The organism is Tsukamurella sp. 8F, from assembly GCF_029167375.1.
Lineage (GTDB): Bacteria > Actinomycetota > Actinomycetes > Mycobacteriales > Mycobacteriaceae > Tsukamurella.
Genome location: NZ_JARFTP010000031.1, coordinates 1 through 12,781 on the forward strand (window position 1 = coordinate 1; position 12,781 = coordinate 12,781).

At 68.5% G+C, this 12,781-nt stretch carries 12 protein-coding genes; 3 read left to right on the plus strand and 9 right to left on the minus strand.

The features are described from left to right. Both P0W64_RS18465 and ccsB read left to right on the plus strand, forming a co-directional pair. Positions 1-1,530 (plus strand): cytochrome c biogenesis protein ResB (locus tag P0W64_RS18465; protein ID WP_275481636.1); only part of this gene is annotated, 1,530 nt, incomplete at its 5' end. 4 nt (positions 1,531-1,534) lie between these two features. Then, complete coding sequence (gene ccsB / locus P0W64_RS18470) at positions 1,535-2,512, plus strand: c-type cytochrome biogenesis protein CcsB (protein WP_275481637.1); 978 nt, start codon at positions 1,535-1,537, stop codon at positions 2,510-2,512. A 120-nt stretch (positions 2,513-2,632) separates the two neighbouring features. Here ccsB and P0W64_RS18475 read toward each other — a convergent pair whose 3' ends face one another. Continuing rightward, positions 2,633-2,803 carry a BldC family transcriptional regulator gene (locus P0W64_RS18475; protein WP_275481685.1) on the minus strand — a complete coding sequence of 57 codons (171 nt, stop codon included), beginning with the start codon at positions 2,801-2,803 and terminating at the stop codon, positions 2,633-2,635. Positions 2,804-3,136: 333 nt separating this feature from the next. On the opposite strand from P0W64_RS18475, the gene P0W64_RS18480 reads away from it, so the two are divergent. Next, positions 3,137-3,538, plus strand: coding sequence for a DUF4229 domain-containing protein (locus tag P0W64_RS18480; protein ID WP_275481638.1), 402 nt, complete (start codon positions 3,137-3,139; stop codon positions 3,536-3,538). Positions 3,539-3,590: 52 nt separating this feature from the next. Here P0W64_RS18480 and P0W64_RS18485 read toward each other — a convergent pair whose 3' ends face one another. From P0W64_RS18485 to P0W64_RS18520, 8 genes are all read right to left on the minus strand, one after another. Continuing rightward, entirely contained in the window at positions 3,591-4,523 is a 933-nt protein-coding gene (locus P0W64_RS18485; RefSeq protein WP_275481639.1) for a PRC and DUF2382 domain-containing protein, read from the minus strand. Between the two features lie 205 nt (positions 4,524-4,728). After that, positions 4,729-5,598 (minus strand): 1,4-dihydroxy-2-naphthoate polyprenyltransferase, encoded by an 870-nt coding sequence (locus P0W64_RS18490; protein ID WP_275481640.1) that lies wholly within the window; start codon positions 5,596-5,598, stop codon positions 4,729-4,731. A 55-nt stretch (positions 5,599-5,653) separates the two neighbouring features. After that, entirely contained in the window at positions 5,654-6,508 is an 855-nt protein-coding gene (panB, locus tag P0W64_RS18495) for a 3-methyl-2-oxobutanoate hydroxymethyltransferase (RefSeq protein WP_275481641.1), read from the minus strand. A gap of 122 nt (positions 6,509-6,630) precedes the next feature. Then, the gene (locus P0W64_RS18500; protein ID WP_275481642.1) at positions 6,631-7,440 is read right to left on the minus strand and encodes a sulfurtransferase; all 810 of its coding nucleotides are present in this window, start codon (positions 7,438-7,440) and stop codon (positions 6,631-6,633) included. Beyond that, positions 7,437-9,245 carry an acyl-CoA dehydrogenase gene (locus tag P0W64_RS18505; protein WP_275481643.1) on the minus strand — a complete coding sequence of 603 codons (1,809 nt, stop codon included), beginning with the start codon at positions 9,243-9,245 and terminating at the stop codon, positions 7,437-7,439. The genes P0W64_RS18500 and P0W64_RS18505 overlap by 4 nt, the downstream gene beginning before the upstream one ends. Positions 9,246-9,381: 136 nt before the next feature. Next, positions 9,382-10,290: an SDR family NAD(P)-dependent oxidoreductase gene (locus P0W64_RS18510; protein ID WP_275481644.1), complete on the minus strand. Its 909-nt coding sequence runs from the start codon at positions 10,288-10,290 to the stop codon at positions 9,382-9,384. Then, complete coding sequence (locus tag P0W64_RS18515; protein WP_275481645.1) at positions 10,287-11,186, minus strand: metal-dependent hydrolase; 900 nt, start codon at positions 11,184-11,186, stop codon at positions 10,287-10,289. The genes P0W64_RS18510 and P0W64_RS18515 overlap by 4 nt, the downstream gene beginning before the upstream one ends. Beyond that, on the minus strand, positions 11,183-12,715 hold the full coding sequence (locus P0W64_RS18520) for an NAD(P)/FAD-dependent oxidoreductase (RefSeq protein WP_275481646.1): 1,533 nt from the start codon (positions 12,713-12,715) through the stop codon (positions 11,183-11,185). Before P0W64_RS18520 ends, P0W64_RS18515 begins: the two co-directional genes overlap by 4 nt. Between the last annotated feature and the right edge of the window lie 66 nt (positions 12,716-12,781).

The following is a 12,781-nucleotide window of genomic DNA, read 5'->3' on the forward strand; positions in this document are numbered from 1 at the left end:
CGCGCGCTCACCGCGATGCGCACCGCGCTGGTCCTGCTGTTCCTGCTGGCCCTCGCGGCCGTACCCGGCGCACTCCTGCCGCAGCGGGAGCTCAACGAACAGAAGACGCTGTCGTACATCAGCGCGCACGGCGTGCTCGGCACCGTTATGGACAAGCTCGAGCTGTTCGACGTGTTCAAGAGCGTCTGGTTCACCGCGATCTACGTGCTCCTGTTCGTCTCGCTCGTCGGCTGTCTGACGCCGCGCATCATCGAGCACTTCCAGGCCCTGCGCACCCCGCCCGTGCCCACCCCGCGCAATCTGGCGCGCATGCCCCGGTACGCGACGCGCACCGCGTCGGGCACGCCCGACGAAGTAGCGGAGCGCGTGCTCGCGGGCCTTCCACGCTGGCGCAAGATCTCCCGGACGCGGGCCGACGGCACGGTCGAGGTCTCGGCCGAGAAGGGCTACCTGCGCGAGGCGGGCAACCTGGTGTTCCACTTCGCGCTGCTGTGCATCCTGGTCGCTCTCGCGCTCGGCAAGGTCTACGGGTACGAGGGTTCGCGGCTGGTCATCCAGGGCGACGACGGCTTCTGCAACACCACCTCGAACTACGACAACTTCCGCGCGGGTTCGATGGTGGACGGCACCGGGCTCGCGCCGTTCTGCCTCAAAGCGGACAAGGTGGACGCGATCTACCACCCGAACGGTGAGCCGGACCAATTCCTCTCCTCGATCTCCTATCAGGACGAGTCGGGTCTGCAGACCGGCCAGTGGAAGCACTACGACCTGCGCGTGAACAAGCCGCTGCGCATGGAGGGCGTCCGCGTCTACATGCTGGGGCACGGGTACGCGCCCACGTTCACGGTCACCTTTCCGAACGGTGAGAAGCGAACGCAGACGGTGCAGTTCGCGCCGCAGGACTCGATGACCTACCTCTCCTCGGGCGCTGTCCGCGTCGACCCGCCGGCGGATCTGTACCCGTCGGACTCCGAGCGCCGCCAGCATCAGGTGGGCATCGAGGGGCTGTTCGCGCCTACCAAGGCACTGCAGGGCTCGCTGATGTCGTCGTCGTTCCCGGCGCTGCGCGATCCCGCCGTCGCGATCGACATCTACCAGGGCGACACGGGCCTGGACACGGGGCGCCCGCAGAACATCTACTCGCTCAGCCGCGACCAGATCGACTCGAAGCGTCTCGTGAAGAAGGCACGCGTCAACCTGGACGTCGGTCAGTCCACCACGCTCCCGGACGGGACCAAGGTCGCTTTCGACGGCGTCAAGCAGTTCGCCGCGCTGCAGGTCAGCCATGACCCGACGCAGGACTGGGTGCTGGTGTCCGCCGTCGCCATGCTGCTCGGGCTGCTGGTGTCGCTGACGGTGCATCGCCGGCGGGTGTTCGCGCGGCTCACACCGTGCCCCGACGGCGACGGGCGTACCGTCGTCGAGGTGGCCGGACTCGCGCGCTCGGACCAGGCCGGGTGGAACGAGGACTTCGACAAGCTGGCCGACCGCCTCGTGGGAATCCCTCCCGCGGCGCAGGAGAAGGAATAGCGAAATGGACATCAACCTCACGCTGTCGCATTACAGCGACCACTTCTTCGCCAGCGCGTGCGCGGTGTACGCCGTATGCCTGGTGCTGCTCGTGGTCGAGCTGGCCGGGACACGGGTGCAGAAGCTCGTCGCCAAAGACGAGGCGCGCGAACTCGTCGGCGCCGGCGGGCCCGTCGCCACCGCTTCGTCGCCCGGCATCGTCGTCGATGAGCGCCGCGACCGGTCCATCGGCGAACGGCTCGGCCGCATGGGCTACGCCGTGCTGGTGGCCGGCCTGCTGCTGCACATCTCGTCCATCGTGCTGCGCGGCATGGCCACGCACCGCTGGCCGTGGGGCAACATGTACGAGTTCGTCACCATCACGTGCGCGGGCGCAGTAGTGGTCGGACTGATCGCGCTGCGCAAGCCGGAGAATCGTCCGGTCCTGGTGTTCGTGCTGACGCCCGTGCTGATCCTGCTCGGTATCGCGGGGAAGTGGCTGTACACCGATGCGGGGCCCGTCGTGCCGTCCCTGAAGTCGTACTGGCTGGCGATCCACGTGACCATCGTGTCGATCGGGTCCGGGATCTTCCTGGTGTCCGGCGCGGCCAGTCTGCTGTTCCTGTGGCGCCGCCGCTACGACGGGCGTGAGCTGCCGTCCGGGATCCTCGGCAACGTGCTGTCCCGCCTGCCCTCCACGCAGCAGTTGGACCGCATCGCCTATGCCACGGTGATCGTGGCCTTCCCGCTGTTCTCAGCGGGCGTCATCTGCGGCGCGATCTGGGCCGAGTCGGCCTGGGGCCGGTTCTGGGGCTGGGATCCGAAGGAGACGGTGTCCTTCATCGCGTGGGTCGTCTACGCCGCGTACCTGCACGCACGCGCGACCGCCGGCTGGAAGAACTCCCGCGCCGCGTGGATCAACATCGCCGGATTCGTGGCGATGATCTTCAACCTGTTCGTCATCAACTACGTCGTCTCGGGCCTGCACAGCTACGCGGGCTGAGCCGGGTAGCCCGTCATAGGGCGCCGGCACCGCCGGATGGTCGCTGCCGGGCGTGGCGCCCGACGATCCGCTCTGGACACGGGAATGCCCGGCAGCCCTCACGGCGGCCGGGCACTCGGATCAGCGCGTTGCGGTGGTGGAGTTCTGGTTGAGTAGCGCCAGGACCTCGGACGCGCGGAAGCGGCGATGGCCACCCGGGGTGCGAACGGCACCGAGCAGGCCGGCGCCGGCCCAGCGGGTCACCGTCTTGGGGTTGACGTTGAACAGCGCTGCCACCTGACCCGGGGTCATCAGACGCTCGGGCTGGCGCGGCGCGGCGTTGCTGCGGGTATCGGCTGGGCGCGGCGCGAAAGCGGCCTGTCCAGAAGCGGGGTGCGTGGCTGCGGTCATTGTGTCTCCTCCGGAGTTCTCTGCCTGACACGGGCTCGCGGGCGACTTCCTTCACCTGTTTGTCCGAGTACGTGCCCAGTATGCCTGCAAATTTCCGAGTATTCGAACGTCCATGCGCGCACCAAGAGATCGTAAAGAACCGGGTGAATCGGACTTAGGGGACGTCGTATGCGTCGTCATGGGAGGTGAACGGTGTTTGCCGGAACGACCCGTGTGCATCGCTACCCTGGTGTGGTGAGTGATTCGGAAAGCGGCTCGGCCGCGGCGCCGAAGGGCGACGGCGCACAGTCTGTGAACGCCGATGAGTCCTTGATCCCGGAGGGCACGCGGCCCGACGCCCTGGCTCAGGAGGCGGCCAAGCGCGGCCTGGTGCGCGACGTCGGTCTGTACACGATCTATCGCATCGCGCTCGTCGTGGTGCTTGCCGCGATCCTGTATGCGATCGGGCGCATGGTGACCGATCAGATGCCCGTGATCGTCGCTGTGCTGTTCGCCATCGTCATCGCGCTGCCGGTGTCCATGGTGACCGCCCGCGGCCTCAGGCGGCGCATCACGGGTCACGCCGCGGTATTGGGAGAGGCCCGGCGGGACCGCCGTGACGCGTTCCGGAAGAGGCTGCAGGGCCGCGTCGACTGACAGCGCGAGGCCCCGCCAGCGGCGGTACCGCAGGCGGGGCCTCGCGGCGGCCTCAGTGTCCCTGGTGCTTGCCGCCGCGCGCGGCGTCCTGCTCGACGTCGACCTCTTCGTGGCCGACCTCGGCCTGGATCCGGCGCTCATCGCGGACGGTATTGGTCTGCAGGCCGACGCGCTCCTTGTCGACGACCTCCTTCTCGACCACCGGGCGCTCCTCGCTCAGCGTCACCTCGGCGACGTCCTCGCCGAGGGAGCCGCCGGTCTTTCCGCCCGAGATGGGCTCGCGGACGACCTCGAACTCCTCGCGCTCGACGGGCACGGTGATCGTCTTCTGCTCGGTGACGACGTGCTTGCGCAGCCGGATCGTGCCGGTCTGGACGCGCTCCTTGCTGACATTGAGCTGCTCCTCGCGCAGGACGAGATCGTTCTCGTTGTCGGCGGCCTGCTGGCGTTGTCCACCGGCCTGGCCCTGAGCTGCATGGCCCTGTCCCGCGACGCCCTGCCCTGCGGCCTGGCCGCGTGGGTCGTGCTGCCCCCGGCCGGCGGCACCGGCTGCTGCACCGGCAGCGCCCGCACCGGCTGCTGCACCGGCAGCGGCTCCCGTACCTACTCCCGCGCCGTCGGAGCCGCGTGCGTTCTGGTTCAGATCGGCGGCGTCGGGATCGTGCTGCTGCTCGCCGCTCGACGACAGGCCGTAGTACTCGAAGAGATTGCGCTGCTCGTCCTCCGTGAGGTTGCCCTCGGCCTCGATGTTGGGGGCGTCCTTGACGAAGTCCTTCGAGTACGGCACGCGGATGCCGTCGCTGGTCTGCTCGGCCTTGTGCAGTGGAACGAAGGTTTCCTTGGTCCCGAACAGGCCCGTCTTGATGGTGACGAAAGTCGGTGTGCCAGAACGATCGTCGACGTAGATCTGGCCGACTGATCCGATCTTCTCGCCCTGGTCTCCGACGATGGTCGAGCGGTTGAGCTGGTCGATATCGAATGTCATGAGTCTCGCCTTTCACTGCAGGATCGCGTGATGGCGGACGCACCGTTGGCTCAATGCGGTCCGGAGAACGGTGTCGGCTCCCTGCTCGATCATCACGGAGACGGTCGAGTGTGCGACACCGTGTCCGACCGTAGCAGTGATAAAGGTCCCACGCGAGGGTTCAGTGCAATATGGCGATTATCGAATTTCGATCCGGTGCATCGGCCTACGCGAACAGGCCGATCGCCGTGGTCAGTGCCCACACGACCATGGCCAGCCCGGTCTGTGCGAGGGCCGGGATGAGAGCAGGGCCGTTCGCGCCACGGACCACGGGCAGCGCCGCGCGCACCGCGAGAGGCACCGCGAGCAGCGACAGCAGCACCCAGGGTGTGGCGACGAGCGCCAGGACGAACGTGAGTACCGTCGGGACGGCGACGAGCAACGCGAAGAACTGCCGGGTCCGGCGGTCGCCGAGTCGGACGGCGAGGGTGATCTTGCCCGACTCTGCGTCGGTCGGGATGTCGCGCAGGTTGTTGGCTACGAGCACCCCCGAGCTGTAACACCCGACGGCACACGCGACGAGCACGCCGGCGCCGTCGATGCGTCCCGCCTGTACGAACTGCGTGCCGAGGACCGCCACGAGGCCGAAGAACACGAACACGGCGATCTCGCCGAATCCCGAGTAGCCGTAGGGCCTCGACCCGCCGGTGTAGAACCATGCGCCGGCCACGCACACCAGGCCGATCAGGATGAGCCACCACGCAGAGGTGAGGGACAGCGCGATGCCAGCCACTCCGGCGACCCCGAAGCACGCGAACGCCGCCCGCTTGACGGCGCCCGGCGTCGCCGCCCGTGAACCGACGAGACGCAGGGGACCGACGCGCTCGTCGTCGGTGCCGCGGATGCCGTCGGAGTAGTCGTTGGCGAAGTTCACGCCGACGATCAGGGCGACCGCGACGATCATCGCGAGGAGGGCCTTCCACCACACCGCACCACCCGCGAACTGTGCCGCACCGGTGCCCGCGATCACCGGTGCGATCGCGTTGGGGAGGGTGCGGGGGCGGGCTCCTTCGAGCCACTGCGCTGCGGTTGCCATGCCGGCAACCCTATCGAGCAAGCCACATGCACTATGGAGCCCGCCCCGGTGCGGGTCAGAAGGTGTGTTCGGGCCCCGGGAACGTGCCGGCCTTGACCTCGGCGGCGTAGTCGCGCGCGGCGGCGAGCATCATGCCGTGTGCGTCGGCGAAGCGTTTGACGAAACGGGGCGTGCGGCCGGTGTTGAGGCCCACGGCGTCCTGCCAGACGAGCACCTGGCCGTCGGTACCCGCCCCCGCGCCGATGCCCACGGTGGGGATCGCGAGCTCGGTGGTGATGCGGCGCGCGACGTCGCCCGGCACCATCTCCATCACGACGCAGAACGCGCCGGCCGCCTCGACGGCGAGGGCGTCCGCCACGAGCCGGTCGGCGGCGTCGCCCCGGCCCTGCACTCGATAGCCACCGAGCGTGTGCTCCGACTGTGGCGTGAACCCGATGTGTGCGCACACCGGGATGCCGCCGTTCACGAGGCGCTCGATCTGCGGCGCCATCTCCGCGCCGCCCTCGAGTTTGACGCCTGCGACCCGCGCCTCCTTCATGAACCGCGCCGCTGTGAGGTAGGCCTGCTCCGGTGAGGCCTGGTACGAACCGAACGGCAGGTCGGCGATCACCAGGGAGCGGTGCGCCGCAGCGGCGACGGCACGCGCCAGCGGCATCAGCTCGTCGACGGTGATCGGTAGGGACGTCTCGTATCCGTACACGTTGTTCGCGGCGGAGTCCCCGACCAGCAGGACATCGATGCCCGCTTCGTCGAATACCGCCGCTGTGTACATGTCGTAGGCGGTCAGCATTGTGAACTTCTCGCCGCGCCGCTTGAAATCCTGTAGATGGTGGGTGCGAACCCTGCTGGTGGCTACCGGCCGCTCCTGCGCTCCGGTGCCGTAGGGTGCGCGCTCCTCGGTGATCGTCATCGCTTGCTTACCTTTCCTGTCGTCTCGCAGCTCCCAAGTTGGGAGTCCCCGGACGGATTCAGGCTAGGTCTCCCGCGGATGCGCGTGCGAGAGGGTGTGAGCTGATAGACACGACGCGGGTGTCAGGCGCCGGTCGCCGCGGGCCGTGCCGGGTCGCCGCACCACTGCGACCACGAGCCGGGGAAGAGTGCGGCGTCGACTCCCGCGATCGCGAGGGCGGCGATGTCGTGCGCCGCTGTGACGCCGGATCCGCAGTACACGGCGACGTCGGCCCCGGGCACCGCGCCCAGGCCCGCGTAGTGCTCACGCAGCTCGCTGGCCGGACGGAAACGGCTGTCCGGCAACAGGTTCGACGCAGTCGGTGCCGAACGTGCGCCCGGTATGTGCCCGGCGCGTGGATCCACCGGTTCGACCTCGCCCCGGTACCGCTCGGCCGCTCGGGCGTCCAGCAGCACGGGGACGTCGGCGACGTCGTCGATCCCGACGGTGGCCAGATGGCCTGCCGCGAGTACGACGTCACCTTGCTCCGTGGTCTCCTCGCCGGTCGCCAGTGGTAGCCCCGCCGTGCGCCAGGCGGCCAGGCCGCCGTCCAGAATCCGCACGTCGGCGACGCCCGCCCAGCGCAACAGCCACCAGGCCCGCGCCGCGGCCTGGCCGGCGTTGTCGTCGTAGGCCACGACGGCATCGCCCGCGTGGACACCCCAGCGGCGGGCCGCCGCCTGCAGGTCCGCGATGTCCGGCAGGGGATGGCGTCCCTCGCCCGCCGACGGTGGCGCCGCGAGCTCGGCCTCGAGGTCGACGAACACCGCGCCCGGGATGTGCCCGGCGAGGTATTGCTCGCGGCCGTCCGAGCGCCCGAGCCGCCAGCGCACGTCGAGCAACACCGGCGCGGTGAGCGAGTCGACGTCCGGCACCGTCGCGAGGACGCTCACAGGACGTCGGTGTCGAGCTCGAGCGTCGTGCGATCGAGTCGCGCCAGAAGGTCGAAGTGGGTGTGCGCCTTGGGGAGTTCGTACACGAAGAAGTATCGGGCGGTGATGCGCTTGCCGCGCGCGAACGCGGAATCGTCTCCGGCGGTCGCGAGGGCCTGGTCGAGCCACAGCCACGCGAGTACCACCTGGCCGACGCCGTCCAGGTAGGCCGTTGCATTCGCCATCGACAGCGCGGGGTCTCCGGCGCCGCCGAGTGTGGTGGTCACCTCGACGATCCGACTCGCCGCACGCCGCAGATCCGCTGCGGCCTCGGCGAGCTCGCGATCTCCGGTGTCGGCGCGCTGGGCGGTCGCCTCGAACCGGCCGAGCAGAGCACCGAACGTCGCCCCGCCCTTCGCCGGAACCTTCCGGCCGAGCAGATCCAGCCCGTGGATCGCCTTGGCGCCCTCGTGGATGGCGTTGAGGCGGTTGTCCCGATAGAGCTGCTCGACGTTGTAGTCCCGGGTGTAGCCGTAGCCGCCGTGGATCTGGATCGCGAGATCGCAGGCGACGGTGCCCCATTCGGCCGGCCAGCTCTTCGTGATCGGCGTGAGCAGGTCCAGCAGCTGCCCGGCCGCCTCTCGGTCGGCCTCGTCGGGTGCCGAGCGCGCCTCGTCGACCAGCGACGAACAGAACAGCACCAGCGCCAGACCGCCCTGCGCGTAGGCCTTCTGCGCCAACAGCATCCGTCGTACGTCGGGGTGCTGGACGAGGGGCACCTGGGGCCCCGTCGGGTCCGAGATGAGGCGACCCTGCACGCGGGTTCTCGCGTACTCGACGGACTGGAGATGCGCGGTGTAGGCGATCGACGACGCGGCGAGGCCGACTGCGATCCTCGCCTCGTTCATCATCTGGAACATCTGGATCAGGCCGCGGTTCTCGGCGCCGATCAGGTAGCCGGTTGCGCCGCCCTCCTCCTGGGGGAAGGCGCCGTCGCCGAGCGCCAGCAGGCAGTTCGTGGTGCCCTTGTTGCCCATCTTGTGGTTCAGCGACACCAGCGCCACATCGTTGCGAGCACCTATGGATCCGTCCTCCTGGACCAGGTACTTGGGGACGACGAACAGCGAGATGCCCTTCACGCCCTCGGGTGCATCGGGGAGCTTGGCCAGCACGAGATGGACGATGTTCTCGGTCATCTCGTGGTCGCCGCCGGTGATCCACATCTTGTTGCCGGTGATCCCGTAGCTGCCGTCGGGGCGGGGTACGGCCCGCGTCGTGATATCGGACAACGACGAGCCCGCCTCGGGCTCCGACAGGCACATGGTGCCGGTGAACCGGCCCTCGGTCATCGGCCCGACGAACGTCCGCTGCTGCTCCTCGGACCCGAACGAGCGGATCACGTTGGCGTTGCCCAGCGTGAGACCCGCGTATACGGCCGTGGGCACGTTCGCCGCGTGCATCCACGCCCATGCGGCCTTGGCGACGGTCGCGGGCAGGCCGATGCCGCCACCGTCCGTGGGCAGCTCCCCGAACACCAGACCGGATTCGAAGATGGCGCGCAGGCCCTCGGCGGTCTCGGGCAGTGTGGTCGCGGTGCCGTCCGCGGCCACAGTCGGCTCGTGCTGGTCGGCGAGCTTGTAGTGGTTCGCCAGCTTCTTCGCTGCGATGTCCGCGGCCAGATCGAGCGCCGCATCCAGCGTCTCTCGCGAGTGCTCGGCGAATTCGGGCCTCTCGCAGAGCTTCTCGACCTGTAGCCAGTCGTACAGCAGGAAGTCGATGTCCCGCGCGTCGAGAAGCGGGTAGGGGGACTGGACGTTCTGCTTCACAGTGCTCCTTACGGATGGTTCATCCACTTTGGTAGGACCCGGCCGGTCCCGCCCACGCTGATGGGCGAGAGACCAGCGATAGGTGACGAATAAGAAGCTATCACCCAATGATGCACGGGTGTAGGAATGTGGTCGCTTAGAGCCGCACGTCGTATCGGGCTATGAGGCGGACCACCGCGGGCGCGACGTGCCAGGCCAGGTAACCGAGCCGCGATTCCGCGCCGACCAGTACTACGGGCCTGTTCGCCCCGATGCTGTCGACGATGACGCGCGCCGCACGCTCCGGCGGGTAATTGCGCAGGGAGTAGGCCCGGGCGGCGCGCTGCCGCGAGCGCTCCTGTTCGGTCGCGGAGGCGCCGGCGTACACGGTCGAGGTGGCGATGTCGGTGTTCACGAACCCCGGACACACGGCGCTCACCCGGATCCGGTGATCCGCCAGGTCGGCACGTACCGACTCGGTGAACCCCAGGACCGCCGATTTGGTGGTCGAGTAGGCCACCATCGCTTTGCTCGGCAGGAACGCGGACGCGGACGCGACGTTCAGGATCACCCCACCGCTCCCGCGATCCACCATCTGGGCGCCGAAGAGGGTGGTGCCGACGATCACCGAACGCAGGTTGACGTCGATGATCCGATCCCAGTGTTGCTCGTCGGTCTCGAACAGCCTTCCGGCCATACCGATACCGGCGTTGTTGACCAGGATGTCGACCGTCCCGATGAGCGTGCGGACCTCGTCGGCGAGGGCGACCATCGCGCCCCGGTCGGCGACGTCGACCGCGCGGGGTACCGCCCGCGCCCCTGCCGCCTCTACCGCAGCGACGGTGCCGGTGAGCCGATCGGTGTCCAGGTCCACGAGGACCAGCGTGTGCGCCCCGCGGCGCGCGAGTTCCGTGGCGGTCGCCCTCCCGATCCCCGCCCCCGCGCCGGTGACCAGGGCGATCCGTTCGCGAACAGGATCGGTCCAGCTCAGGATCGAGTTGCCGGGAAGGGCGCGGGCGAGAACGCCGCGCGCGGTGTCGGCCGCGCGGCCGAGTACATAAGTCACGCTGCGGCCCTTCGTGCAGCGGGTGACGTCGCCAGGTAGGCGACCGCCTGCGCCGTCGAGCCGACGGTGGCCGGGTCGAACCGGGGATCGAAGTACAGCAGCGTGTACCTCACGACCGATCTGACCTTCGGCAGGATGTTGCGGTGACTCCCCCTGAGGTATTCGAACCACAGCCGGGGGTAGGACATCGACAGGTTCGGGTCCTCGTGGCACACGAAGCGCGCGGCCCGGTGTAGGACCGCGAGCAGGGCGACTACGACGATCACCATCGCGCGACACCGATGCAGATAGCTGGGGTCGAAGTACATGGCCACGTCGTGGGCCACGCTGCGGTGCTCGACCTCCTCCGCACCGTGCCACCGGCAGATGTCCGCCATGGTCGGATCGACGTCGTACTCGTCCCAAGCGCAGTTGAGGACGAAGTCCCCCAGGATGGCCGTGTAGTGCTCGATCGCGGCGACCAACCACAGCCGCTGCACCATGTCGTTGTACCGCGCCCTGTCCGACTTCTGCGAGCGCGGGGCGAGGATCTTGCGGAAGATGTACTCGACCTGCCGCAGCGCCGGCCCGGTGTCGATCCCGCGGGCCTCGAGGAACTCTCCCACGGCCTTGTCGTGGGATTCCGCGTGCATCGCCTCCTGGCCGATGAAGCCCCGCATCGCGGTGGCGAGTTCCTCGTCCTTCACGAAGGGCAGAGCCTCGTTGAAGACCTCGCAGAACCAGCGCTCGCCCTCGGGCAGGACGAGATGGAGGATGCAGCAGATGTCCGACGCGACAGGCTCTCCGGCGATCCAGTGCAGTGGAGTACGCGACCAGTCGAAGGTGACGTTACGCGCGTGCAGTTCGACGCCCAGTGGCTCGAGTGCCTGCCGCTGTGCTTGCTCGTCCGCGGTCATCTGCCGGTCCCCGCTGTCGCGCCCTCCGCAGGGCTTCCGTCGGCTGCGCTGGCGGACTCGAAGGCGAAATCGCTGAGCGGGAAGCGCCGCGCATCGCGCTGCGCTCCGGCCACCGAGCTCGGTCGCAGCAGGGTCGCCTCGCCGTGTGGATCGAAGTAGTAGCTGTGGCTGCCTGCGCATCGGCCCACCTGGAACACCGAGCGTTCCAGCCGGTGACTCATGCGATCGAGGAAGCGTTCGTTCGCCGCCTCGGTGACCTCGACCGTGTCGGCGCCGCGGCGTCGTGCCTCGGTGAACAGCCTGCGCAGCATCACCATCTGCGCCTCGATCGTCCAGAAGTAGGACAGCCCGGTGTACGAGTACGGGCTGTGCAGCGAGAAGAAGTTGGGGAACCGCGGTATGGCGAGGCCCTCGTAGGCCTGGAATCGGTTGTCGCGCCACCACGCGCCGAGATCGCGACCACCCCGACCGATCACCTCGATAGCGGGGAAGTTCTTCTCCCACAACGAGAAACCGGTGGCGAGTACCAGCACGTCGAGTTCGGTGACGCTGCCGTCACCGGTGACGATCCCCTCGGGACGCACCTCCGTGATCGTCTCGGTCTCGAGTGTGACGGACTCGCGGGCGAAGGTCGGGAAATAGGAGTTCGAGAACGTCGGTCGCTTACAGCCGAACGAGTAGTGCGGCGTGAGGGCGCGCCTGGTCTCGGCGTCGCGGACCTGTGCGAACATGTGCGCCTTGGCTAGTAGCGCCGCGATCGAGTTGAATCCGCGGCCGTACTTGTAGTTGAGCACTCCGACCGTGGACAGCACCTCCAGTGCGGTGCCGTTCGCGGCGCGCGCGGCGCGCTGCGTCATCGGCAGCGCCGAGAACAGGCGCTGGAGCGCGCCGGGCACGGGGAAGTCGACCTTGGGGACGACCCAGATCGGCGTGCGCTGGAACACGGTGAGGTGGCCGGCGCGCTTCGCCAATTCGGGGATCAGCTGCACACCCGTGGCGCCGGTCCCGATGATGCCGATGCGCTTCCCGTCGAGCTCGACCGTGTCGTCCCACTGTGCGCTGTGCACGACGTCGCCGGCGAAGGTCTCGATGCCGTCGATATCGGGCAGCTTGGGCTGCGACAGGAAGCCGGTCGCAGTGATGAGGTACCGGGTGCGGAGCACCTCGCCGCCGGCCACGGTCACCTCCCATTCGGAGGCGTCGGCGTCCCATACGGCACGCGTCGCCTCGACATCGAACCGCATGTGTCGCACCAGGTCGTATTCGTCGGCGACGTGCAGGGCGTACGCCTTGAGCTCGGAGCCCGGCGCATACAGCCGTGACCAGCCCGGGTTCGGCTCGAACGAATACGAGTACGTCACCGATGCGATGTCCACGGACAGCCCGGGGTAGTGGTTCACGTGCCAGGTGCCGCCCAGGTCGGACTCGCGCTCGAGGATCACCAGATCATCGATACCCATCCGCTTCAGCTCGATCGCGGCGCCCATACCGCCGAATCCCGCCCCGATGATGATCACGTCATGTGTCATGCCGTCTCGAACTCCCTTGTCGTTGCCGGCAGGCGCACCCCATCGTTCGGTGACGCCCGTGGCGCG

Coding starts and splice junctions, on each gene's coding strand:
- ccsB (WP_275481637.1), top strand. CDS start 1,535: ATGGACATCAACCTCACGCTGTCGCATTACAGCGACCACTTCTTCGCC.
- P0W64_RS18475 (WP_275481685.1), bottom strand. CDS start 2,803: ATGACCCCGGGTCAGGTGGCAGCGCTGTTCAACGTCAACCCCAAGACG.
- P0W64_RS18485 (WP_275481639.1), bottom strand. CDS start 4,523: ATGACATTCGATATCGACCAGCTCAACCGCTCGACCATCGTCGGAGAC.
- P0W64_RS18490 (WP_275481640.1), bottom strand. CDS start 5,598: ATGGCAACCGCAGCGCAGTGGCTCGAAGGAGCCCGCCCCCGCACCCTC.
- panB (WP_275481641.1), bottom strand. CDS start 6,508: ATGACGATCACCGAGGAGCGCGCACCCTACGGCACCGGAGCGCAGGAG.
- P0W64_RS18515 (WP_275481645.1), bottom strand. CDS start 11,186: ATGACCGCGGACGAGCAAGCACAGCGGCAGGCACTCGAGCCACTGGGC.
- P0W64_RS18520 (WP_275481646.1), bottom strand. CDS start 12,715: ATGACACATGACGTGATCATCATCGGGGCGGGATTCGGCGGTATGGGC.